Raw genomic sequence first — 20,984 nt, 5'->3', positions numbered from 1 at the left:
GTTGGCCTATGACGTCGACTTCGATCTTCGCTCAGTCGATGTAATAGGCCAACGTCTATGAAAAACGGGGTTGGTAACGGTGGGCGGCGCGGGTCGGTGACGGGGTGGGTGTGCGGGGTGGGTCAGTGGCCGGCGCTGTCGTAGCGGCGCAGGCCCGCTCGGAAGACCGTGCGGGCCAGCAGCGCCAGGTACAGGGCGGCCAGCGGGGTCAGCAGCCCGATCCACGGGGACGGCTTGTCCAGCAGCCAGGCGACGGGGAAGTACGTCATGAACCCCCACGGGACGACCAGCGTCAGCAGCGCCCGCACCGCCAGGCTGAAGATCCCGATCGGGTACCGCACCAGGTTGTTGATGTTGTTCAGGGTCACCGCGAAGAACGGGTGCGGCCCCGCGATCCAGAACGACGCGCAGTTGCCCAGCACCACCATCGACAGGTTGACCGTCACCGCGCTGGCCAGCAGCACCACCGCCGTCACCACCCGCAGCGGCGACCAGTCCACGTCCAGGTGCGCCAGCGCCCAGACGATCATGGTGCCCCCGGCGAGCATGTCGCCGATGCCGTGCAGCCCGATCCCGCCGCTGATCACCTGCACCGGCACCGGGGCGGGCCGCACCAGCGCATAGTCCAGCTCGCCGTGGTTGATCTTCCCGGCCAACCGCCAGGTGCCCTCGAAGAACAGCGGTCCGGTCCCGATGACCACCCCGAACATGCCCATCAGCAGCAGCGCCTCCGGGAACGTCCAGCCGTTGAGGGTCGGCACGTGGGTGAAGACCGACTTGAGGAACAGCAGGTTCAGGGTCTGGAACAGGGCGCCGGCGACGACGAGGATCCAGAAGTCGGCCTCGTACTCCAGCACGGCGCGCAGGTTGGCACCCAGCCCGCGCCGGTAGATCCGCAGTGTGCGCAGCATCGTCAGCCTCCGTGCACGGTCAGGGCGCGCAGCGCGCGCCGCCACACCAGCCGGGCCGCCCACCACAGCGCCAGCACCCACCCCGCCTGCACCGCCAGCAGCCGCAGCGCGTCCAGGCCGGTCGCCTGGCCGAGCAGCAGCGCCGCCGGGGTGGCCGTGATGCTGGCGAACGGCAGCACCGCGGCGAGCCCGCCCAGCCACGCGGGCAGCAGCGCCAGCGGGATCATCGCCCCGCTGAACAGCATCACCAGCCCGTCCTTGGCCCAGGAGACGCCCATGAAGTTCTGCGTCCAGAAGCAGGTCATCGTGGTGAAGTACGCGATGGTGAACTTCAGCGGCGGCACCATCGCGAAGCTGGCCGCGAACAGCAGCGCCTGCTGCGGTGACGGCACCGGGATGCCGCCGGTCAGCACGATCATGCCGGTGCCCGCGACCGCGATCGCCGCGAACTCCAGCGCCAGCCCGCCCATGTGCTCGCTGAACCGGGCCCACTGGTAGTCGATCGGCTTGGTCAGGTCGATCGCCACCTGGCCGGTCTGGATCCGCTCGGCCATCCACCAGTCGCCGTAGGCCGAGCCGACCGCCCCGGAGGCCCAGCCCACCAGCAGGTACGTCTTCATGTGCGGCCAGTCGTACCCGGCGATCCCGCCGTCGGCGAGCAGCGCGTGCCACACCGCCAGCGACGAGGCCAGGAACAGGCCGCCGCCGATCCAGGAGATGAGCGAACTCAGCCGGTACGTCATGATCCGGCGGGTCGACATCCGCCACAGCGACAGGTACGGCGTCATACGAGCAGCTCCCCGGCGTACACCTTGCGCACCACGTCCTCGATCGCGGGCTCGTCCAGGTGCAGCTCGCCGACCTCGACCACACCGAGCACCGCCGCGATGACCTGCCCGGCGGTATGGCTGAACCGGTCGAACACCACCGTCACCTCCTGCGGCCCGGCGCCCGGCAGCACCTCGACGTCGGGCAGCCGCGCCGCCAGCCGCGCCACCGGCACGGCCTCCGCCAGTTGCAGCCGCATCCGCCGGGTACGCGCGAACCGGTCCTTCATCTGCGCCAGCGGCCCGTCGAAGATGATCCGGCCCTCGTCGATGATCACGATGCGCTCGCACACGTCCTCGATGTCGCCGAGGTCGTGGGTGGTCAGCATCAGCGTGGTGCCGTCGGCGCGCAGCTCGCGCAGGAACTGCCGCACCTTGTCCTTCACCGAGATGTCCAGGCCGATGGTGGGCTCGTCGAGGTAGACGATGCGCGGGGTGTGCAGCAGCGCGGCGGCCAGGTCGGCGCGCATCCGCTGGCCCAGCGACAGCTTGCGGGCCACCACCGGCAGCAGGTCGCCCAGGTCGAGCACGGCGTCGAGCCGGTCCAGGCGCTCGCGGTAGGCGGCGGGGGTCAGGTCGTACATGTCGCGCAGCAGGTTCAGCGACTCGCGGACCGGCAGGTCCCACCACAGCTGGGTGCGCTGGCCGAACAGCACGCCGATGTTGCGCGCGTTGTCCATCCGGTCCACGTGCGGGGTCGCCCCGGCCACCCGGACCGTGCCCGCCGTGGGCACCAGGATGCCGGTGAGCAGCTTGATCGTGGTCGACTTGCCGGCGCCGTTGGGCCCGACGTACGCCACCGACTCGCCCGCCTCGATGGACAGGTCGATCCCGTCGACCGCGGTGAAGTCCTTGTACCTGGGCCGGACCAGGTGTTTCAGCGAGCCGCGCAAGCCCGGATCCTTCTGCGGCCGACGGAAGATCTTCGTCAGCCCTTCGGCCTGCACCAGTGCCATGCGCCCACCCTCGCGAAAAGCTCCCGCCCGGGGCAACCGGTTTCCCGCCTGCGGATACGGTGATCGGATGAGCGGAGCGGTGGGGCTGTCGGTGCGGCTGCGGCAGGCTGCGGCCCGGCTGGCGGCGGCGGGCGTGGACTCCGCGCGCGTCGACGCCGAGCTGCTGGCGGCGTATGTGCTGGGCGTGCCCCGCGGGGCGCTGCTGCTGATCGGGCAGCTCAGCGACGAGCAGGCCGAGGTGCTGGACCGGCTGGTGGAGCTGCGCGCGCAGCGCGTCCCGTTGCAGCACCTGACCGGCACCGCCCCGTTCCTGGGCCGGGACCTGCTGGTCGGGCCCGGCGTGTTCATCCCGCGCCCGGAGACCGAGCTGCTGGCCCGCTGGGGGGTCGAGGCGCTGCGCGACGTACGGGTGCCGACCGTGCTCGACCTGTGCAGCGGCACCGGCGCGCTGGCGGTGACCGTCGCCGACGCCCGCCCCGACGCCCGCGTGTACGCCGTCGAGCGCGGCGAGCAGGCGCTGCCCTGGCTGCGGCGCAACGTCGAGGGCACCGGGGTCGTGGTCGTCGAGGGCGACGTGCGCGACGTCACGCTGCCCGAACCGGTCGACCTGGTGCTGTGCAACCCGCCGTACGTGCCGTCGGCGGTCGCCGTACCCCCGGAGGTCGGGCACGATCCGCACGACGCCGTCTTCGCCGGACCCGACGGCCTGGATCTCATTCCGGTGATCGTCACCCGTTCGGCGCGGGTGCTGCGGCCCGGCGGGCTGATCGGCATGGAGCACGACGACACGCACACCGACGCCATGCGCGAGCTGCTGTCGGCGGAGTTCGACGAGGTCACGACGCATCTCGATCTGGCCGGGCGGCCGAGGTTCACCACGGCGGTCCGCGCGGGCACCGCCTGATCAGCGACAGGTCACGCCTGTCGCACGGTGCGGTTCGCATCAGGTGAAAACCACGTGACAGACTGGCTCACCGTGAGGCTCTACGACTGTCGTAACGTCGTCGAACGCGACCGGGGCATCCAGGCCGCCATCGACGCCGTCTCCAGCGGTGACCTGGTGGTCCTGCCGACCGACACGGTGTACGGCATCGGCGCCGACGCCTTCAAGCCCTGGGCGGTGACGAACCTGCTCAGCGCGAAGGGCCGGGGCAGGCACATGCCCCCGCCGGTGCTGGTGGGCTCCCGGCACACCCTCGACGGGCTGGTGCTGCGGCTGCCGGGCGTCGCCCGGGACCTGGTCGAGGCGTTCTGGCCCGGCGCACTGACCATCGTGGTCGAGCAGGCGCCGAGTCTGCAATGGGATCTCGGCGACACCGGCGGCACCGTGGCCGTACGCATGCCGCTGCACCCGGTGGCGCTGGAGGTGCTGCGCAAGACCGGCCCGATGGCCGTCTCGTCGGCCAACCTCACCGGCAACCCCGCCGCGGTCACCGCCGAGGAGGCCCGCGAGCAGCTCAGCTACAAGGTCAGCGTGTACCTGGAGGCGGGGGAGTGCCCCAACCCGGTGCCGTCGACCATCGTCGACCTGACCGGTGACCGGCCCCGCATCCTGCGCGCGGGCGCGATCGACATCGAGCAGCTGCGCGAGGTCGCCCCCGACATCGCCGGGCCCGGGGAGGCATGATGCCGCCGTTCACCGTGCTGCACGTGTGCATGGGCAACATCTGCCGCTCGCCGATGGCCGAGCGCCTGCTCACCCGGGCCGTGACCGAGCGCGCCGCGGCGCTGGGCGGGTCGTACGACGGGTCGGAGCTGCTGCTGTCCCACTCCGCGGGCACCGGCGGCTGGCACGAGGGCGAGGAGATGAACCCGCCCGCCGCGCGCCAGGTGCGCGCCCGGGGCGCCTCCCCGGACGGCTTCAGCGCCCGCAAGCTGCGCGCCGACCACATCGAGGCGGCGGACCTGATCCTCACCGCCACCGCCGACCAGTACGACTACGTCACCGCGCTGCGTCCCGACGCCGCCGACCGCACCTTCGTGCTCGGCGAGTTCGGCCGCCTGCTGCCCGCCGTCGACCTGGCCGCCCTGCCCTCCGCCGCGCCGACCCCCGACGCCGTCCACGACCGCGGCATCGCCCTGGTCGCGGCGGTCGCGGCAGCCCGCAACGGCGAACCCGCCCAGCCCAAGGACGACCTCGACGACCCCTGGGGCCGCGGCGACCAGGTCTTCACCCGCGTCGCCGACGAGATCCAGGACGTCCTCACCCCCCTGACGGCCACCCTCCTCCCCCTCCCGTGACCAGCCTCTCTAGTTGTTGATCATGAACTTATGGCAGGGTTGGACGGCGTGTCCCGGGCACAAGTTCATGATCGACTTTGAGGTGGCGTGATGTTGGCGAAGCGGCTGAGGTTCCTGCCGTACATGCTCGGTGTCACCGCCGCCGTCGCGGCGGTGGCGGCACCGGTCGGCTGGCTGGTCGCCGGGGGCACGGCCGCGCTCGGCGTGCTCGCCGGCGTCGCGCTGGTCGCGGTGAGCTACCTGTTCTCCAGCTTCGTGCTCGCGTGGGCGGACTCGGTCAACCCGAAGCTGGTGCTCACGATGGGCCTGGCCACGTACGCGATCAAGTTCACCGTGCTGTACCTGGCCATGGCCAGGGTCGCGCAGACGGGCTGGGCGGGGCTGAAGCCGATGGCGCTCGGGATCGGCGTGGCCGCGATCGCCTGGACCGTCGGCCACGCCTGGCACGTGTGGAACAGCCGCATCCCGTACGTGGACGTCGACCTCATCAAGTGATCAGTCGAAGATCTTCGGCTTGCACGGGTCGCGCACGGCGCCGCTGATCAGGTTGTCGCCCTCGGTGTCCTTGCGCGAGGTGCGGCTCCAGTCCACGACGGTGCGGAAGCTGCCGTCGCGGCAGCTGATGGTCACGTCCTTGGCCTCGTACTTCAGCTCGGGCGCATAGGTCTGCTTGCCCTTCAGCGTGTACGTCTTCGAGGCGACGGCGCTCCACTTGTCCCCGTCGCGCCGCTCGATGCGGATCTTCAGAGTGAGATTCTCGGCCCCGGGCGTGGCGCAGCGGTAGCGCACCTGGCCGGAGACCTTGCCGGTCTCCTCGTTCTTCTTGGGGCCGTCGACCACCACGGTGCAGTGCACCGGTTTGGTCGCGGACGCGTCATCGTTGCCGCGCGGCTCGCACCCGGCACCTAACGCTGTGACCAGCACCAATAGCAAGGGGGCGATCGCCTTGCGCATCTTCAGCACCGCCGGGAGGTTCGAGGGGTTTCCTCTATTTCACCGGGTACCTGGAAGTAAAGCAATGTAGATCTTTGACTGTGGGCGCTCGCCGTCTCACTGTGTGCTTCGCCACGCTGTGAGGGAACTGGGACATCGGCGGTCGCCGACGGCCGGCCGGAGGGCGAGCCTGGCGTCGCGTGGGCGGAAATGTGACAATCGGCGGGCCGATGTCGGGTGTGACAAGCGGCAGAAAAGATACAGTAATCGTCTGAAATATGTACAAAACGCGAACAAGACATTGATGACTCTCGTAGCCAATACGTAAGTACTGGTCACGAAGGGCAAGGTGAGCTTGGCCATGATGGGCTGGGGGGCGCTTGTCCCCCTACGCCAAGTGGCTGATATTGTTCGCCGCGTCATGGCCGATGACCAGCCTCCAAAGCGCCCCCTACCTGCGGGCGCCGATGCGGGTTGGGCGGCCATCGGGTATCTCCTCGGCGGAATGCTGGTCTGGGGAGGGGTCGGGTGGCTCATCGATAAGTGGCTGGGACTCCCCAACGTCGGGCTGTTGATCGGGTTGATCGGCGGCACGGCCGCCGGAGTCTTCTTGACCGTGAAGAGACTGGACGGGTGACCGTACCCGATCGACGGAGGATGACAGGTTGATTACGCAGCCGGGGTTCCTTGCTGAGGAGTTTCCTCCCAGTGTGGACAGCTTCGACTTCAAGAGCCTGATCCCGTCCCTCGAGGGCACCTTCTGGGGCCCCGCTTTCACCAAGATGACGTTGCTGATCTGGATCGCCGTCGCGATCGTGATCGTGTTCTTCCTGGTGACCTACCGCACCCCGACCCTCGTGCCGACCAAGAAGCAGTGGCTGGCCGAGTCGGTCTACGGCATCGTGCGCAACAACATCGCCGGTGAGATCATCGGCGTCAAGGAGGGCGTGCGCTTCGCGCCGTACCTCGCGACGGTGTTCCTGTTCGTCCTGGTGACGAACCTCTGGAGCATCATCCCGTTCGCGCAGATCTCGCCGAACTCGCACCTGGCCTTCCCCATCGTCCTCGCGGTGATGACGTGGCTGATCTACATCTACCTGGGCATGCGCAAGCACGGCGTCCTCGGCTACCTGAAGCACGCCTGCGTCCAGCCCGGCGTCCCGTGGTGGGTGCACCCGATCCTGGTGCCCATCGAGTTCATCTCGAACCTGGTGCTGCGGCCGATCACGCTGTCGGTCCGTCTGTTCGCCAACATGTTCGCCGGCCACCTGATCCTGCTGGTGTTCACGCTGGGCGGCGTCGCGCTGTGGAACGCGCAGAGCGCGCTGCTCAAGGGGGCTGCACTCGGCAGCTGGGCGTTCGCGATCATCATGACGCTGTTCGAGTTCTTCATCCTGAGCCTGCAGGCGTACGTCTTCACGCTGCTGTCGGCGACGTACTTCCAGAGCTCGATCTCCGAAGAGCACTGATCCGCGCCCGGCGCGACCTTCACCTTTGCTTTCGATCCACAACTGAAGATCGTTCGTACCTACATACCAAAAAACGTGCGCGTGACTGGCACGCGTCCAACGCAGGAGGAAAACCGACATGAGCGGCAGCCTTAACGTCATCGGTTACGGCATCGCGGCCCTGGGCCCCGGCATCGGCGTGGGTCTGGTCTTCGCTGCCTACATCCAGGCGACCGCCCGCCAGCCCGAGAGCGCGGGCCTGACCCGTGCCTACATGTTCATGGGCTTCGCCGTCGTCGAGGCGCTGGCCCTGCTGGGCTTCGTGCTCGCCTTCGTCAAGTAACGCGTTCATAGGCCGAGACGTTCGGTGACCGGTCGCCCGCGACCGGTCACCACCGAAGGGGAGTGACTTATGAACATCGCTGAAGAAGGGCACGCGTACAACGTGCTCGGCGTGCCGATCGCCGAGGTGATCGTCGGCCTCATCGCCTTCGGTGTGCTGCTCTTCGTGCTCACCAAGTACGTGTTCCCGCGTATGGAGAGCATGTTCCAGCAGCGCGTCGAGGCCATCGAAGGCGGTCTGGTCAAGGCGGAGAAGGCTCAGGCCGAGGCCGCCGCGCTGCTGTCGCAGTACAAGGCGCAGCTGGCCGAGGCCCGCACCGAGGCCGCCCGCATCCGCGACGAGGCCCGGGCCGACGCCGAGGGCATCCGTGCCGACGTGCTGGCCAAGGCCAAGGAAGAGTCCGACCGCATCATCGCGGCCGGTCGCGAGCAGCTGTCCGGCGAGCGCGCGAGCATCGTGCGCGAGCTGCGCGGCGAGATGGGTGCCCTGGCCGTCAGCCTCGCCGGCAAGATCGTCGGCGAGTCGCTGGAGGACGAGGCGCGCCGTCGCGGCACCGTCGAGCGGGCGCTGGCTGAGCTCGAGACCGCCGGAGCGCGTTGATGCAGGCGGCAAGCCGAGAGTCGTACACCGCGGCCCGGGCGGCGCTCGAGGAGAGCGCCCGGGCGGCGGGTGCCGCGGCCACTGCGGTCACGGCCGACGAGGTGCTGGCCTTCGCCGCTCTGCTCGACCGCGAACCGCGCCTGCGCCGCGCGCTGTCGGACCCGTCGCGGCCCGGCGACCAGCGCGGTGAGCTGGTTCGCAGCCTGCTGTCGGGCAAGGTGGGCCAGGCTAGCCTGGACCTGCTGGTAGTGCTGGCGTCGGGCCGCTGGTCGGCCGCGTCGGAGCTGCTGGACGCCGCCGAGCGCCTGGGCGCGGACGCGCTGCTGGCTTCGGCCGACCAGGCCGGCGACCTCGCCGAGGTCGAGGACGAGCTGTTCCGCTTCGGCCAGATCGTGGCCGGTGACCCGGCCCTGGCCGGTGCCATCGGCGACTTCACCGTGCCGGCGTCACGCCGGATCGAGCTGGTGCACGGGCTGCTGGCCGGCAAGGCCAAGCCGTCGACCGTGCGCCTGGCCGAGCTGGCCGTGGGCGGCTTCGGCGGGCGGTCGTTCGCCAACGCGCTGACCCGCCTGGTCGAGATGGCCGCCGAGCGGCGCGAGGCGCAGGTCGCCTACGTCACGGTGGCGAAGCCGCTGACCGACGCCGAGGAGAGCCGGCTGGCGTCCTCGCTGTCGGGCATCTACGGCCGGACGATTTCGATCAAGGTGACGGTCGACCCGACCGTGCTGGGCGGGCTGTGCGTGAAGGTCGGCAGCGACCTCTACGACGGCACCGTCGCCAAGCGCCTGGCCGCCGTCCGGAACGCGCTCGTCGGCAAGTGACGCAGCCGAGCCCTGAGAACGCATTCACTGACTTGACAGTCACGACACCGATAGGAAGCTGAGGATGGCCGAGCTGACCATCTCGTCCGAGGAGATCCGTGGAGCGCTTGAGCGTTTCGTCTCCTCGTACGCGCCCGAGATCTCCCGCGAGGAGGTCGGCGTCGTCACCGAGGCCGGTGACGGCATCGCCAAGGTTGAGGGTCTCCCCTCGGCCATGGCCAACGAGCTGCTGGAGTTCGCCGACGGCACCCTGGGTGTCGCGCTGAACCTCGATGTCCGCGAGATCGGTGTCGTCGTCCTGGGTGCCTTCGCGGGCATCGAGGAGGGCCAGCCGGTCAAGCGCACCGGCCGCGTTCTCTCCGTACCGGTCGGCGACAAGTTCCTGGGCCGCGTGGTTAACCCGCTGGGTGAGCCGATCGACGGCCTGGGCGAGATCGCCGACGAGGGCTTCCGCGAGCTGGAGCTGCAGGCTCCGAACGTGATGGTCCGCAAGAGCGTGCACGAGTCGCTGGAGACCGGCATCAAGGCCATCGACGCGATGACCCCGATCGGCCGCGGCCAGCGTCAGCTGATCATCGGTGACCGCAAGACCGGCAAGACGTCGGTGGCGCTGGACGCGATCATCAACCAGCGGGACAACTGGAAGTCGGGCGACCCGAAGAAGCAGGTCCGCTGCATCTACGTCGCGATCGGCCAGAAGGCCTCCACCGTGGCGTCGGTCAAGGGCACCCTCGAGGCCGCGGGCGCGATGGAGTACACCACCATCGTCAACTCGCCGGCGTCGGACCCGGCCGGCTTCAAGTACCTGGCGCCGTACACCGGTTCGGCCATCGGCCAGCACTGGATGTACGCGGGCAAGCACGTCCTCATCGTCTTCGACGACCTGAGCAAGCAGGCCGAGGCGTACCGCGCCGTGTCGCTGCTGCTGCGCCGCCCGCCGGGCCGTGAGGCCTACCCGGGTGACGTCTTCTACCTGCACTCCCGCCTGCTGGAGCGCTGCGCGAAGCTGTCGGACGAGCTGGGCGCGGGTTCGATGACCGGTCTGCCGATCATCGAGACGAAGGCCGGCGACATCTCGGCGTTCATCCCGACCAACGTCATCTCGATCACCGACGGCCAGATCTTCCTCGAGGAGGGTCTGTTCAACTCGGGTGTGCGTCCGGCCATCAACGTCGGTACGTCGGTCTCCCGGGTCGGTGGCTCGGCGCAGGGCAAGCCGATGCGCAAGGTCTCCGGCCGTCTGCGGCTGGACCTGGCCCAGTTCCGTGAGCTGGAGGCGTTCGCCGCCTTCGCCTCGGACCTGGACAAGGCCTCGCGCGCCCAGCTGGAGCGCGGTGGCCGCCTGGTCGAGCTGCTCAAGCAGCAGAACTACTCGCCGTACCCGATCGAGGAGCAGGTCGTCTCGATCTGGTCGGGCACCGAGGGCAAGCTGGACGACATCCCGGTCGCCCAGGTGCGCCGCTTCGAGTCGGAGTTCCTGCAGCACCTGCGCAGCTCCCACTCGGACGTGCTGAAGACGATCGCGGGCGGCACCTGGGACGACGGCGTCGCCGCCAAGCTCGACGGGCTGATCGCCAAGTTCAAGGAGGGCTTCCTGCCGTCCGAGGACAAGCTGGTGATCAACGAGGCTGACGCCGAGGCACTCGAGGGCGACGAGCGGACTGAGACCGTCACCCGCATCGTGGCGGAGAAGAAGTAGTCATGGCCGGTGGGGTTCGGGTTCTTCGTCGGCGGATCAAGGCGACCCGCTCGACGAAGAAGATCACCAAGGCGATGGAGCTGGTCGCGACCAGCCGTATCGCCAAGGCCCAGGAGCGCGTCGCGGCCTCGCTGCCGTACGCGACCGCCATCACCGACGTGCTGACCGCGCTGGCGTCCAACACCAACGCACAGCACCCGCTGCTGGTGCCGCGCGACCCGGAGCACCGGGCCGGCGTGCTGCTCATCACCAGTGACCGGGGTCTGTGCGGCGGCTACAACGCCAACGCGATCCGGCTCACCGAGCAGCTCATCGCCCGGCTCAAGGCGCAGGGCAAGCAGGTGGCGCTGTACGTGGTCGGCCGCAAGGGGGCCTCCTACTACAACTTCCGCGGGCGCGAGCTCGCCGGAAGCTGGAGCGGGTTCTCCGAGCAGCCGCGCTTCGAGGACGCGCGCCGGGTCGGCGAGACGCTGGTCCAGGCGTTCGTGCACGGCGCGGACGACAGCCTCGACGGTGCCGGTGCCGACGGCGTGCTGGGCGTGGACGAGCTGCACATCGTCTACACCGAGTTCAAGTCGCTCATGACGCAGACCGCGTCCACGAAGATCTTCGCGCCCATGCAGGTCGAGGAGCGCGAGGGCAACCGGGACGAGCTGCTGCCGGCGTACGAGTTCGAGCCGAACGCGGAGGAGCTGCTCGACGCGCTGCTGCCGAAGTACATCAACACGCGGATCTACGCGGCGTTGCTGGACTCGGCGGCCAGCGAGTCGGCCTCGCGCCGCCAGGCGATGAAGAGTGCGACCGACAACGCGGACACCATGATCAAGTCGCTGACGCGGGAGATGAACTCCGCCCGCCAGGCGTCGATCACCCAGGAAATCAGTGAGATCGTCGGCGGCGTGAACGCGCTGGCGGCGGCGGGGAGTGAATGATGACTACTGACATTAAGGCGGGCGTCGGTCGAGTCGTCCGGGTCATCGGCCCGGTCGTCGACATCGAGTTCCCGCGTGACGCGATGCCCGCACTCTTCAACGCGCTCCAGGTCGACGTGACCCTGAGCGAGGGCGTGCGGACGCTGACCCTCGAGGTGTCCAACCACCTCGGCGACAACGTCGTACGCGCCATCTCGATGCAGCCGACCGACGGCATGGTCCGGGGCGCCCAGGTGCGCGACACCGGCTCGCCGATCAGCGTCCCGGTGGGCAACGAGACCAAGGGCAAGGTGTTCAACGTCCTCGGCGAGTGCCTCAACCTGGAGAAGGGGCAGAAGCTCGAGGTCACCGAGCGCTGGCCGATCCACCGCAAGCCTCCGGCGTTCTCGGAGCTGGAGCCGAAGACCGAGATGCTGGAGACCGGCGTCAAGGTGATCGACCTGCTGGCCCCGTACGTCAAGGGCGGCAAGATCGGTCTGTTCGGCGGTGCCGGCGTGGGCAAGACGGTGCTCATCCAGGAGATGATCATCCGGGTCGCGCGTAACTTCGGCGGTACCTCCGTCTTCGCCGGCGTGGGTGAGCGCACCCGTGAGGGCAACGACCTCATCCACGAGATGGCCGGGGCGAACGTGCTCGGCGACACCGCGCTGGTCTTCGGCCAGATGGACGAGCCCCCGGGCACCCGTCTGCGGGTCGCGCTGTCCGCGCTGACCATGGCCGAGTACTTCCGCGACGTGCAGAAGCAGGAGGTGCTGCTCTTCATCGACAACATCTTCCGCTTCACGCAGGCCGGTTCCGAGGTGTCCACGCTGCTCGGCCGTATGCCCAGCGCCGTGGGTTACCAGCCGACCCTCGCCGACGAGATGGGTGAGCTCCAGGAGCGCATCACCTCGGTGCGCGGCCAGGCCATCACCTCGCTCCAGGCCATCTACGTGCCCGCGGACGACTACACCGACCCGGCGCCGGCGACCACCTTCGCCCACCTGGACGCGACCACGAACCTCGAGCGGAAGGTGTCCGACAAGGGCATCTACCCCGCCGTGGACCCGCTGGCCTCGTCCTCGCGAATCCTGGCCCCGGAGTACGTCGGTGCCGAGCACTACGCCGTCGCCTCCGAGGTGAAGCGGATCCTGCAGAAGTACAACGACCTGCAGGACATCATCGCCATCCTCGGTATGGACGAGCTCTCCGAGGAAGACAAGATCACCGTGGCCCGCGCCCGGCGGATCGAGCGCTTCCTGTCGCAGAACACCTTCGCGGCCAAGCAGTTCACCGGTGTCGAGGGTTCGACCGTGCCGGTGAAGGAGACCGTCGAGGCGTTCAAGAAGATCTCCCAGGGCGACTACGACCACGTCCCGGAGCAGGCCTTCTTCATGTGCGGTGGCCTCGACGACCTCGAGCGCAACTACCGTGAGCTGACCAAGTAAGGCTCAGCGAAGCCGGTCCGAGAGCCCCGTTCCCTCCTGGGAGCGGGGCTCTCGGCATACCTGGGGCGGGTTCGGTCTCGTTGTGCACTGCGTGGCGACGAAGACGTGGCGCGCGGCGGCCCGATGGGCCCGCCGGAGCGTGCTGGCAGGCACGGTGCTGATGCTGCTCAGCGGGGCCTCGCTGGTCACCGTGGACCGGCTGGTGGCGCGCTACGAGGGCGCGGTGCACAAGGCGGACCTGTTCGGCGACGAGCACCCGGACGCGGCACGGTCGGTGCCCGAGCCCAAGCCGATCGAGGACCTCAGGGGGCCGCTGAACATCCTGCTGGTGGGGATCGACCCGCGGCACAGCGACCCGTACTGGATCCCGCGCGCCGACTCGGTGCTGATCATGCACATCCCGGCCGGGCTGGACCGGGGCTACCTGTTCTCGCTGCCCCGCGACCTGCTGGTGCCCATCCCGGCGTTCCCGAAGGCGAACTACGGCGGCAGCAGCTCCGAGAAGCTCGCACACGCGATGTTCTTCGGCGCCCAGGTGCCCGGCGACCGGCGCGCCAACTACGCCCAGGGCTTCGAGCTGCTGGCGGCCGCCGTCAAGGGGTACACCGGCATCCAGCGCTTCGACGCCGGGGCGATCGTCAACTTCAGCGGCTTCCGCCACATCGTCGACGCGCTCGGCGGGATCGACCTCACCGTCGACGAGCAGGTCGTGTCGATCCACATGCAGCCCGACGGCGAGAAGCGCAAGCCGGGCAGGAGCGCGAACGGATACATCGGCCCCCAGATGACGTACGAGCCCGGCCGCCGGCACTTCAACGGCTGGCAGGCGCTGGACTTCGCCCGCCAGCGCTACATCGCCGACGGGGACTACGGCCGCCAGCGCCACCAGCAGCAGGTGATCCGGGCGATGGTCAGCAAGGGCGTCAGCGGCGACGTGCTGTCCGACCCGATCACGCTGGACCGGGTGCTGCGGGCGGCGGGGGACTCGGTCACCTTCAGCGGCCGCGGCTACGCGATGCTGGACTGGGCCTTCGCGCTGCGGCAGGTCCGGCCGGAGAACATCGTCATGGTGAAGCTGCTCGGCGGCGGCGTCGGCAAGTGGGTCGAGGACAAGGACGCCAAGTCCGACGACGGCGACAAGGCCGACGACGGCGGCGGCGACGCGCCCAAGGGCGACGACCCCAAGTCGGACGACAAGAGCGACAAGGGCGACAAGGACAAGAAGAAGGACGACAAGCCCAAGAAGAAGTACCAGTACCTGGGCGAGCAGCTCGACTACCCGTCGCGCACGTTCCTGGCCTCGGTGGTCAACGGCACGATCGAGCAGTACCTGTTCGCGCACCCGGAGATGCTCCAGACGATGACGTCACACTGACCGGTCCTGCCGCCAGGTGCCGATCACCGGCGGCTAGACTCGCCGGTACATCCTTCTCGCGACCTGGCACGCCAGGTTGACCACCATAGGCACTGAGGAGTCATCGTGGCCAAGCTGATCCAGGTCGAGCTCGTCGCCGTCGAGGAAAAGGTCTGGTCCGGGCAGGCCGAGATGCTCATCGCCCGCACCACCGAGGGCGAGCTGGGCGTGCTGCCGAGCCACGCGCCGATGCTGGGCCAGATCGTGCCGGGGACCGTGCGGATCAAGCTTGAGGGCGGCGAGGAGCTGGCCTACGAGGTGGACGGCGGGTTCCTCTCCGTGACCGGTGAGTCCGTGACGGTGCTGGCCGAGAGCGCCACCCCGGTCGCCGCGGCCGGCTCGCGCCACTGATCGCGCCGCCGCGCCGCCCGGAACGCCGACGATGAGGTTGCTAGAAGCCGTCGCCATCATCCTCGTCGTCGCGCTCGCGCTGCTGGCCTTCCTGTTCGTGCGCCGCGAGATCTTCGCGCGCCGGCACGGCACGGTCGAGCTCTATCTGCGCCTGCACCAGCGTCCGGGCGGGCGCGGCTGGGCCCCGGGCTTCGCCCAGTTCCGCGGGGACTACCTGCGCTGGTACCGCATGTTCAGCCTGTCGCCCCGCCCGCGCCGCACCCTGAACCGCCGCGAGCTGACCGTGGTCAGCCGCCGCCCGCCGTCGCAGGACGAAGCCGTGCTGGTGCCCGCCGACTGGGTCGTGCTCCACTGCGCCGACTCGCGCGCCACGGTCGAGATCGCGATGCCGCTGCACACCGTCACGGGCTTCCTGTCCTGGCTGGAAGCGGCCGCGCCGTACTCGACCTGACCGCTCAGCGCCCCGAGCCGCGGCGCGACAGCAGGCGGTGCGCGGTCGGGACGGTCAGCGCCAGCAGGGCGGCCGTCCAGAGCAGGGCCGGGGCCAGGGTGCGCGGCGCGAGCGGGCCGGGCTCCAGCCACAGCGCGCGCAGGGCCGTCGCCACGACCGACACCGGATTGTGCTGCGCGATCGGGCGCAGCCAGCCCGGCAGGTCGCCGGTCGGCAGGAACGCGCACGACACCAGTACGAACGGGTAGGTCCAGGCCAGGCCGAGCCGCCGGGCCCGCACCGGGGTACGGGCCGCCAGCCCCAGCATCACCGACACCCACGCGACCGCCTGCCCGAACGCGAGCAGCACCGCGAACCCGGCCGCCGCCCGCGCCGCCCCGGTCTCGATCCGCCAGCCCATCACCGCGGCCGTGGCCGCCGTCGCCGCCACCGCCAGCAGCTGCGGGCACAGGTTCGCCCCGACGTGCCCGAGCAGCACCGACCAGCGCGACACGGGCAGGGCCCGGAAGCGGTCCAGCGCACCGCCCCGGCGGTCCTGGGCCAGCCCCACCGCCGTCAGGCCCGCCGCGAACATCACGGCCTGGGTGAACACCCCGGGCAGCAGGAAATCGCGGTAGACGACGCCTGGGAGGGCGAGGACGGGGCCGATGACGTACCCGAGGAACAGCGCGACCGCCACCGGCTGCCCGGTGGCCAGCAGCAGCAGGCCGGGCAGCCGCCGGGACCGGACCAGGTTGCGGCGCGCCAGCACGGCGCTGTCGGCCAGCATGGCGGCCAGCTCGCTCACGTGCGCGCCTCCTCCTCGGCCACCGTCGGCGTCGCCGCCTGCCCGGTGAGCTTGAGGAACATGTCGTCCAGGCTGGCCCGGTGGATGCCGATGTCGACCGGCTCGATCCCGGCCGCGTCCAGCCGCCGCACCAGCTCGGTCAGCGCCTGCGCCCCGCCGGTCACCGGCGCCTGCACCAGGTGCTGATCGGGCAGCACGGCCGCCTGGCCGCCGCAGACCCGGTTCAGGATGTCCTCGACCACCTGCGTCTCGGCCCGGTTGCCGAGCACGACCTGGATGCGCTCGCCGCCGATGCGGCGCTTGAGCTCCTCCGGGGTGCCCCCGGCGATGGCCCGGCCCCGGTCGATCACGATGATCTCGTCGGCGAGCTGGTCGGCCTCGTCCAGCTGCGCGGTGCACAGCAGCAGTGTGCAGCCCGTGCGGACCCGCTCCCCGATCACGTCCCACATGCCCAGCCGCCCGCGCGGGTCCAGGCCCAGGGTCGGCTCGTCCAGCAGGAGCACCGGCGGCGCGGCGACCAGCGCGGCCGCCAGGTCGAGGCGGCGCCGCATCGCCAGGGAGTACGTGCGCACCGCCCGCGTCCCGGCCTCGGTGAGGTGGAACCGCTCCAGCAGCTCCTCGGCGCGGGCGCGGGCCCGGCGGTGGCCCAGCCGGTGCAGCCGCCCGACGAGTTCCAGCTGCTCGAAGCCGGTGAGGAACCCGTCGACGGCCGGCTGCTGGGCGCTGACGCCCAGGTGGCGGCGGGCGTGCTCGGGCTCGGCGGTCACGTCGATGCCGTTGACGAAGGCGCGGCCCTGATCGGGCCGCAGCAGCGTGGCGAGGATGCGCATCGCGGTCGTCTTGCCCGCTCCGGCCGGTCCCAGCAGGCCGAGCACCGTGCCCTCCGGCACGCTGAGGCTCAGGCCGGCCAGTGCCTTGACCTGGCCGTACCGTTTTGCGAGCCCCTCGGCGACGATCGCATCGGCCATGGCCTCACGGTAGTCACCGGGGCTTTTCCGCGAGCGGGATCGCCGTTTTCAGCCCGCCACCAGTTCCACCTCGTAGCCCTGGGTGTCGTGGAGGTAGGCGGCGTAGGTGTCGGGGCCGCCCGCGTACGGGTGGCGGTCGGCGAACATGAGCGTCCAGCCGCGCGCGGGAGCCTGCGCCACCAGGCGGTCGACGTCGGCCCTGGTCCCGGCGTGCAGCGCGAGGTGGTTCAGGCCGGGCGCGCAGCGGTCGTGCCGGTCCCCGGTGAGCGCGGGGGACTGCTCGAACACGACGTAGCCGGTGCCGTGCCGCCAGGAGACGCCCCCGGGGAAGCGCTGGAACTCGGTCCACCCGAGTTCGGTCAGCAGCCAGCCCCAGGAGCGCTCGGTCTCGGCCAGGTCGGGGACCCAGACCTCGACGTGGTGGATCACCGGTTGCCCCCCGGCACCCACTTGACGTCGGCGGTGCCGTTCGAGTTCGCCACGCGGCTGAGGATAAACAGCAGGTCAGACAGCCGGTTGAGGTACTGTGCGCTCAGCGGGCTGGTGCGCGGCGCATCTGCCGCCAGCAGGGCGAACGTGCTGCGTTCGGCCCGGCGGGCAACGGTGCGGGCGACGTGCAGCAGTGCCGCTCCCGGCGTACCCCCCGGCAGGATGAACGAATCCAGCTTGGACAACCGAGCGTTGAACTCATCGCACCAGCCTTCCAGGCGGGTGATGTAGTCCTCGGTGATGCGAAGCGGTGGGTACTTGGGGTCGGGGGTGATGGGGTTGCAGAGGTCGGCGCCCACGTCGAACAGGTCGTTCTGGACCCGCACGAGCACGTCGCAGACATCGTCAGCTAAGTTGCCAAGGGCGAGCGCGACTCCCAGCGCGGCGTTGCACTCGTCCACATCGGCGTACGCGGCGATGCGCGGGTCGGTCTTGGCCACGCGCTCACCGCTGCCGAGCGCGGTGGTGCCGGCGTCGCCGGTCTTCGTGTAGATGCGGGTGAGGTGAACAGCCATGACAGCGAGCCTAATGGTGGTGGGTGGCGGTGAGTCCCGGGGAGCGTTGCTGGGAAGCGCGCGGATCGGTGATCAGGCTTCTACGATGGCCGACGTGGACGTGATCCGGGTAAGGGGCGGCGTGCGGCTGTCCGGCGAGGTCGGCGTGGTCGGGGCCAAGAACTCCGCGCTCAAACTGATGGCCGCGGCGCTGCTGGCCGAGGGCGAGAGCGTGATCAGCAACGTGCCGCGCATCACCGACATCGCCCTGATGGGCGAGGTGCTGCGGCGGCTCGGCGCCGAGGTCGCGTTCGAGGACGACCGGGTACGGATCAACGTGCCCGCCCGGTTGCACCCCGAGGCCGACTACGAGCTGGTGCGGCGCCTGCGCGCCTCGATCTGCGTGCTGGGGCCGCTGCTGGCCCGGTGCGGCCGGGTGCGGGTGGCCCACCCGGGCGGCGACGCGATCGGCTCGCGCGGCCTGGACATGCACGTCTCCGGCCTGGCCAAGATGGGCGCCGACATCAGCGGCGAGCACGGCTTCGTGGTCGCCGAGGCGCCCTCGGGCCTGCACGGCGGCCGGATCAGCCTCGACTTCCCGAGCGTCGGCGCGACCGAGAACCTGCTGATGGCGGCGGTCCTGGCCCGCGGCACCACGGTGATCGACAACGTGGCCCGGGAGCCGGAGATCGTCGACATCTGCCAGATGCTGATCGCCATGGGCGCCCGCATCCAGGGTGCGGGCACCTCGGAGCTGGTCGTGCACGGCGTGGACCAGCTCCAGCCGGTCGAGCACGCCACGATCGGCGACCGGATCGTGGCCGGGACCTGGGCCTTCGGCTCGGCGATGACGCGCGGCGACGTGACCGTGCGCGGGGTCGACCCGCGCTGGCTGGAGATCGCGCTCGACAAGATCCAGCAGGCGGGCGGGGCCGTCGACTACGGGCCGGACTGGTTCCGGGTCCGCATGACCGACCGGCCCGCCGCCGTCGACGTCCGTACGCTGCCGTTCCCCGGTTTCGCGACCGACCTGCTGCCGATGGCGATCGGCATGGCCGCCGTCGCCGACGGCGTCTCGCTGATCACCGAGAACATCTTCGACGGCCGGTTCATGTTCGCCGAGGAGCTCAAGCGGCTGGGCGCCGACATCCGGATCGAGGGCCACCACGCGATGGTGCGCGGCCGCGAGACGCTGTCGTGCGCCGAGGTCAGCGCCAGCGACATCCGGGCCGGGGCGGGCCTGGTCATCGCCGGGCTGTGCGGCGACGGGGTCACCACCATCCGGGCGGTGCACCACATCGACCGCGGCTACCCGAACTTCGCCGCGGACCTGCGCTCACTCGGTGTCGAGGTCGAACGGGCCGAGGCCCCGGCCGACCCGGAGTACGGCTTCTGACTCTGTCATGGTCGCCGGCTACCGCGGCCTTAATCGGTGTCGTCCTCCGCTGCGCTCCAGACGACACCGAGCGGCCGCTACCGCGGGCGAGCATTGTCTCAGTTCAGCCGACGAGGCGGCGCGCCCGCATCGCCTCGTCGGCGAAGACGAGCACGCGGATGCGCCCGTCCGGGGCGGTCGCGAGCGTGGCACGGATGCCGGCGCTGAGCAGGTGCTCGCGCAGCAGCTTCGCGTCGGCGGGTGTACGGACCATCGCCACGCTGGCCAGCAGGCCGTAGTCGTCGGTGGTCGGGGCGGTCGGCGCCACCGGGGCGGGCGTCTGCCCGTCGCGCTGGAAGCCGCGGTACAGAACCACGGCCAGCACGGCGATCGTGAGGATCGCCACCATCGGCCCGGCGAGATATGCGCTCTCAGGCATGACCCAAGTGTGCACCCGACTCACGTTCGCGTGGGCATATTCAGCAATCGGCAAGACGCCGGTCGAGGGCTCCTGAGCGGTCGTTTAGGCTCGACCGCGACGAACGTACTCGGGAGGCTTGGACATGGCAGGGAAGCTCGCGGTGATCGGTGCCGGGCTCATGGGCTCCGGTATCGCCCAGGTGGCGGCGCAGGCGGGATGGCAGGTCACCCTGCGCGACCTCGACGAGGCGGCCACCGCGCGGGGCCTGGGCGGCATCAGCAAGTCGCTGGCCCGGTTCGCGGCCAAGGGCACCATCACCGAGCAGGACGCGCAGGACGCCCTCGGCCGGATCACCACCACCACCGACCTGGAGGCGGCCGCCGAGGCGGACATCGTGATCGAGGCGGTCTTCGAGAAGCTGGAGATCAAGCAGGAGGTGTTCCGGGCCCTGGACCGCATCTGCAAGCCGGACGCGGTGCTCGGCACCAACACCTCGGCCATCCCGATCACCCAGATCGCGGCCGTGACCCAGCGGCCCGAGCAGGTCGTGGGCACCCACTTCTTCAGCCCGGTGCCGATGATGCGGCTGTGCGAGCTGGTGCGCGGGCTGCGTACCAGCGACGAGGCGCTGGCGGCGGCGCGGGCCTTCGCCGAGGGGATCGGCAAGACCTGCATCGTGGTGAACCGGGACGTGGCCGGGTTCGTGACCACCCGCCTGATCACCGCGCTGGTGGTGGAGGCGGTCAAGCTGGTCGAGTCCGGCGTGGTGACGCCGGAGGACCTGGACGTCGCCTGCAAGCTGGGCTTCGGCCACGCGATGGGGCCGCTGGCGACGGCGGACCTGACCGGGATCGACATCCTGGCGCACGCGGCCAGCAACATCTACAGGGACACGGCGGACCCGAAGTTCTTCCCGCCGGAGCTCATGCAGCGCATGGTCACGGCCGGTGAGCTGGGCCGCAAGTCGGGTCGGGGCTTCTACCAGTACTGACCGCCCGCGAGCCGGACCCGCCCGCGAGCGGCGGCGGATCCGCGCTGGCCGCGCCGACTCACCACCCCGTTTTTCCATAGACGTTGGCCTATTGCATCGACTGAT

At 70.1% G+C, this 20,984-nt stretch carries 25 protein-coding genes; 16 read left to right on the top strand and 9 right to left on the bottom strand.

Annotated elements, in window-relative coordinates:
- Positions 1–122: 122 nt before the first annotated feature.
- Genes Cs7R123_RS36525 through Cs7R123_RS36515 form a run of 3 tightly spaced genes read right to left on the bottom strand, consistent with a single transcriptional unit; the run spans position 123 to position 2,694 of the window.
- Positions 123–911: an ABC transporter permease gene (locus Cs7R123_RS36525; RefSeq protein WP_212833428.1), complete on the bottom strand. Its 789-nt coding sequence runs from the start codon at positions 909–911 to the stop codon at positions 123–125.
- Between the two features lie 2 nt (positions 912–913).
- A complete protein-coding gene (locus Cs7R123_RS36520) occupies positions 914–1,699 on the bottom strand; it encodes an ABC-2 family transporter protein (protein WP_212833426.1) in 786 nt (261 codons plus the stop codon).
- Positions 1,696–2,694 carry an ATP-binding cassette domain-containing protein gene (locus Cs7R123_RS36515; protein WP_212833424.1) on the bottom strand — a complete coding sequence of 333 codons (999 nt, stop codon included), beginning with the start codon at positions 2,692–2,694 and terminating at the stop codon, positions 1,696–1,698. The genes Cs7R123_RS36520 and Cs7R123_RS36515 overlap by 4 nt, the downstream gene beginning before the upstream one ends.
- Positions 2,695–2,761: 67 nt before the next feature.
- Between Cs7R123_RS36515 and prmC the strand changes: the two genes are divergently transcribed.
- From prmC to Cs7R123_RS36495, 4 genes are all read left to right on the top strand, one after another.
- The gene (prmC, locus tag Cs7R123_RS36510; RefSeq protein WP_212833423.1) at positions 2,762–3,598 is read left to right on the top strand and encodes a peptide chain release factor N(5)-glutamine methyltransferase; all 837 of its coding nucleotides are present in this window, start codon (positions 2,762–2,764) and stop codon (positions 3,596–3,598) included.
- Positions 3,599–3,652: 54 nt separating this feature from the next.
- Positions 3,653–4,321 (top strand): L-threonylcarbamoyladenylate synthase, encoded by a 669-nt coding sequence (locus Cs7R123_RS36505; protein WP_212833422.1) that lies wholly within the window; start codon positions 3,653–3,655, stop codon positions 4,319–4,321.
- On the top strand, positions 4,321–4,935 hold the full coding sequence (locus Cs7R123_RS36500; RefSeq protein ID WP_212833421.1) for a phosphotyrosine protein phosphatase: 615 nt from the start codon (positions 4,321–4,323) through the stop codon (positions 4,933–4,935). Before Cs7R123_RS36505 ends, Cs7R123_RS36500 begins: the two co-directional genes overlap by 1 nt.
- A gap of 90 nt (positions 4,936–5,025) precedes the next feature.
- Positions 5,026–5,430, top strand: a complete 405-nt coding sequence (locus Cs7R123_RS36495) for a hypothetical protein (RefSeq protein ID WP_212833420.1) — start codon at positions 5,026–5,028, stop codon at positions 5,428–5,430.
- Here Cs7R123_RS36495 and Cs7R123_RS36490 read toward each other — a convergent pair whose 3' ends face one another.
- Positions 5,431–5,889 (bottom strand): hypothetical protein, encoded by a 459-nt coding sequence (locus Cs7R123_RS36490; protein ID WP_212833419.1) that lies wholly within the window; start codon positions 5,887–5,889, stop codon positions 5,431–5,433.
- A 644-nt stretch (positions 5,890–6,533) separates the two neighbouring features.
- Here Cs7R123_RS36490 and atpB point away from each other — a divergent pair.
- From atpB to Cs7R123_RS36440, 10 genes are all read left to right on the top strand, one after another.
- Positions 6,534–7,337, top strand: a complete 804-nt coding sequence (atpB, locus tag Cs7R123_RS36485; RefSeq protein ID WP_212833418.1) for a F0F1 ATP synthase subunit A — start codon at positions 6,534–6,536, stop codon at positions 7,335–7,337.
- 118 nt (positions 7,338–7,455) lie between these two features.
- Entirely contained in the window at positions 7,456–7,659 is a 204-nt protein-coding gene (atpE, locus tag Cs7R123_RS36480) for an ATP synthase F0 subunit C (RefSeq protein ID WP_212833416.1), read from the top strand.
- Positions 7,660–7,728: 69 nt separating this feature from the next.
- Positions 7,729–8,259 carry a F0F1 ATP synthase subunit B gene (locus Cs7R123_RS36475; protein WP_212833414.1) on the top strand — a complete coding sequence of 177 codons (531 nt, stop codon included), beginning with the start codon at positions 7,729–7,731 and terminating at the stop codon, positions 8,257–8,259.
- The gene (locus Cs7R123_RS36470) at positions 8,259–9,080 is read left to right on the top strand and encodes a F0F1 ATP synthase subunit delta (RefSeq protein ID WP_212833412.1); all 822 of its coding nucleotides are present in this window, start codon (positions 8,259–8,261) and stop codon (positions 9,078–9,080) included. Before Cs7R123_RS36475 ends, Cs7R123_RS36470 begins: the two co-directional genes overlap by 1 nt.
- A 64-nt stretch (positions 9,081–9,144) precedes the next feature.
- Positions 9,145–10,779, top strand: a complete 1,635-nt coding sequence (atpA, locus tag Cs7R123_RS36465) for a F0F1 ATP synthase subunit alpha (protein WP_212833410.1) — start codon at positions 9,145–9,147, stop codon at positions 10,777–10,779.
- A gap of 2 nt (positions 10,780–10,781) precedes the next feature.
- On the top strand, positions 10,782–11,711 hold the full coding sequence (locus Cs7R123_RS36460; protein ID WP_212833408.1) for a F0F1 ATP synthase subunit gamma: 930 nt from the start codon (positions 10,782–10,784) through the stop codon (positions 11,709–11,711).
- Positions 11,711–13,138 carry a F0F1 ATP synthase subunit beta gene (gene atpD, locus Cs7R123_RS36455; RefSeq protein ID WP_374707068.1) on the top strand — a complete coding sequence of 476 codons (1,428 nt, stop codon included), beginning with the start codon at positions 11,711–11,713 and terminating at the stop codon, positions 13,136–13,138. The genes Cs7R123_RS36460 and atpD overlap by 1 nt, the downstream gene beginning before the upstream one ends.
- A 91-nt stretch (positions 13,139–13,229) precedes the next feature.
- The gene (locus Cs7R123_RS36450; protein WP_212833404.1) at positions 13,230–14,513 is read left to right on the top strand and encodes an LCP family protein; all 1,284 of its coding nucleotides are present in this window, start codon (positions 13,230–13,232) and stop codon (positions 14,511–14,513) included.
- Between the two features lie 105 nt (positions 14,514–14,618).
- Positions 14,619–14,903, top strand: coding sequence for a F0F1 ATP synthase subunit epsilon (locus Cs7R123_RS36445; protein WP_212833402.1), 285 nt, complete (start codon positions 14,619–14,621; stop codon positions 14,901–14,903).
- A 31-nt stretch (positions 14,904–14,934) separates the two neighbouring features.
- On the top strand, positions 14,935–15,354 hold the full coding sequence (locus tag Cs7R123_RS36440) for a DUF2550 domain-containing protein (RefSeq protein WP_212833400.1): 420 nt from the start codon (positions 14,935–14,937) through the stop codon (positions 15,352–15,354).
- Positions 15,355–15,358: 4 nt separating this feature from the next.
- Here Cs7R123_RS36440 and Cs7R123_RS36435 read toward each other — a convergent pair whose 3' ends face one another.
- From Cs7R123_RS36435 to Cs7R123_RS36420, 4 genes are read right to left on the bottom strand one after another with little or no spacing between them, the layout of a single operon-like run.
- Positions 15,359–16,141 (bottom strand): ABC transporter permease, encoded by a 783-nt coding sequence (locus Cs7R123_RS36435; protein ID WP_212833398.1) that lies wholly within the window; start codon positions 16,139–16,141, stop codon positions 15,359–15,361.
- Entirely contained in the window at positions 16,138–17,109 is a 972-nt protein-coding gene (locus Cs7R123_RS36430) for an ATP-binding cassette domain-containing protein (RefSeq protein ID WP_212833396.1), read from the bottom strand. The genes Cs7R123_RS36435 and Cs7R123_RS36430 overlap by 4 nt, the downstream gene beginning before the upstream one ends.
- Before the next feature lie 48 nt (positions 17,110–17,157).
- Positions 17,158–17,559: a VOC family protein gene (locus Cs7R123_RS36425; protein ID WP_212833394.1), complete on the bottom strand. Its 402-nt coding sequence runs from the start codon at positions 17,557–17,559 to the stop codon at positions 17,158–17,160.
- Complete coding sequence (locus Cs7R123_RS36420; RefSeq protein WP_212833392.1) at positions 17,535–18,113, bottom strand: cob(I)yrinic acid a,c-diamide adenosyltransferase; 579 nt, start codon at positions 18,111–18,113, stop codon at positions 17,535–17,537. The genes Cs7R123_RS36425 and Cs7R123_RS36420 overlap by 25 nt, the downstream gene beginning before the upstream one ends.
- Between Cs7R123_RS36420 and murA the strand changes: the two genes are divergently transcribed.
- Complete coding sequence (gene murA / locus Cs7R123_RS36415; protein WP_374707067.1) at positions 18,112–19,488, top strand: UDP-N-acetylglucosamine 1-carboxyvinyltransferase; 1,377 nt, start codon at positions 18,112–18,114, stop codon at positions 19,486–19,488. The two genes, Cs7R123_RS36420 and murA, sit on opposite strands and share 2 nt — an antisense overlap.
- Positions 19,489–19,591: 103 nt before the next feature.
- On the opposite strand, the gene Cs7R123_RS36410 is transcribed toward murA, so the two are convergent.
- The gene (locus Cs7R123_RS36410) at positions 19,592–19,906 is read right to left on the bottom strand and encodes a hypothetical protein (protein WP_212833388.1); all 315 of its coding nucleotides are present in this window, start codon (positions 19,904–19,906) and stop codon (positions 19,592–19,594) included.
- 124 nt (positions 19,907–20,030) lie between these two features.
- Here Cs7R123_RS36410 and Cs7R123_RS36405 point away from each other — a divergent pair, with 124 nt between their 5' ends.
- A complete protein-coding gene (locus Cs7R123_RS36405) occupies positions 20,031–20,879 on the top strand; it encodes a 3-hydroxyacyl-CoA dehydrogenase family protein (RefSeq protein ID WP_212833386.1) in 849 nt (282 codons plus the stop codon).
- The last annotated feature ends 105 nt before the right edge of the window (positions 20,880–20,984 follow it).

The sequence above is a fragment of the Catellatospora sp. TT07R-123 genome (assembly GCF_018327705.1).
In the GTDB taxonomy this organism is placed as follows: Bacteria; Actinomycetota; Actinomycetes; order Mycobacteriales; family Micromonosporaceae; genus Catellatospora.
This window is presented reverse-complemented; position numbering and strand designations above follow the sequence as displayed.

What these genes read in the sequence shown, in the direction of transcription:
- Cs7R123_RS36525 (WP_212833428.1), bottom strand. Translation starts at nt 911, where the DNA reads ATGCTGCGCACACTGCGGATCTACCGGCGCGGGCTGGGTGCCAACCTG.
- Cs7R123_RS36520 (WP_212833426.1), bottom strand. Translation starts at nt 1,699, where the DNA reads ATGACGCCGTACCTGTCGCTGTGGCGGATGTCGACCCGCCGGATCATG.
- Cs7R123_RS36515 (WP_212833424.1), bottom strand. Translation starts at nt 2,694, where the DNA reads ATGGCACTGGTGCAGGCCGAAGGGCTGACGAAGATCTTCCGTCGGCCG.
- prmC (WP_212833423.1), top strand. Translation starts at nt 2,762, where the DNA reads ATGAGCGGAGCGGTGGGGCTGTCGGTGCGGCTGCGGCAGGCTGCGGCC.
- Cs7R123_RS36500 (WP_212833421.1), top strand. Translation starts at nt 4,321, where the DNA reads ATGCCGCCGTTCACCGTGCTGCACGTGTGCATGGGCAACATCTGCCGC.
- Cs7R123_RS36495 (WP_212833420.1), top strand. Translation starts at nt 5,026, where the DNA reads ATGTTGGCGAAGCGGCTGAGGTTCCTGCCGTACATGCTCGGTGTCACC.
- Cs7R123_RS36490 (WP_212833419.1), bottom strand. Translation starts at nt 5,889, where the DNA reads ATGCGCAAGGCGATCGCCCCCTTGCTATTGGTGCTGGTCACAGCGTTA.
- atpE (WP_212833416.1), top strand. Translation starts at nt 7,456, where the DNA reads ATGAGCGGCAGCCTTAACGTCATCGGTTACGGCATCGCGGCCCTGGGC.
- Cs7R123_RS36475 (WP_212833414.1), top strand. Translation starts at nt 7,729, where the DNA reads ATGAACATCGCTGAAGAAGGGCACGCGTACAACGTGCTCGGCGTGCCG.
- Cs7R123_RS36470 (WP_212833412.1), top strand. Translation starts at nt 8,259, where the DNA reads ATGCAGGCGGCAAGCCGAGAGTCGTACACCGCGGCCCGGGCGGCGCTC.
- atpA (WP_212833410.1), top strand. Translation starts at nt 9,145, where the DNA reads ATGGCCGAGCTGACCATCTCGTCCGAGGAGATCCGTGGAGCGCTTGAG.
- Cs7R123_RS36460 (WP_212833408.1), top strand. Translation starts at nt 10,782, where the DNA reads ATGGCCGGTGGGGTTCGGGTTCTTCGTCGGCGGATCAAGGCGACCCGC.
- atpD (WP_374707068.1), top strand. Translation starts at nt 11,711, where the DNA reads ATGACTACTGACATTAAGGCGGGCGTCGGTCGAGTCGTCCGGGTCATC.
- Cs7R123_RS36440 (WP_212833400.1), top strand. Translation starts at nt 14,935, where the DNA reads ATGAGGTTGCTAGAAGCCGTCGCCATCATCCTCGTCGTCGCGCTCGCG.
- Cs7R123_RS36430 (WP_212833396.1), bottom strand. Translation starts at nt 17,109, where the DNA reads ATGGCCGATGCGATCGTCGCCGAGGGGCTCGCAAAACGGTACGGCCAG.
- murA (WP_374707067.1), top strand. Translation starts at nt 18,112, where the DNA reads ATGACAGCGAGCCTAATGGTGGTGGGTGGCGGTGAGTCCCGGGGAGCG.
- Cs7R123_RS36420 (WP_212833392.1), bottom strand. Translation starts at nt 18,113, where the DNA reads ATGGCTGTTCACCTCACCCGCATCTACACGAAGACCGGCGACGCCGGC.
- Cs7R123_RS36410 (WP_212833388.1), bottom strand. Translation starts at nt 19,906, where the DNA reads ATGCCTGAGAGCGCATATCTCGCCGGGCCGATGGTGGCGATCCTCACG.
- Cs7R123_RS36405 (WP_212833386.1), top strand. Translation starts at nt 20,031, where the DNA reads ATGGCAGGGAAGCTCGCGGTGATCGGTGCCGGGCTCATGGGCTCCGGT.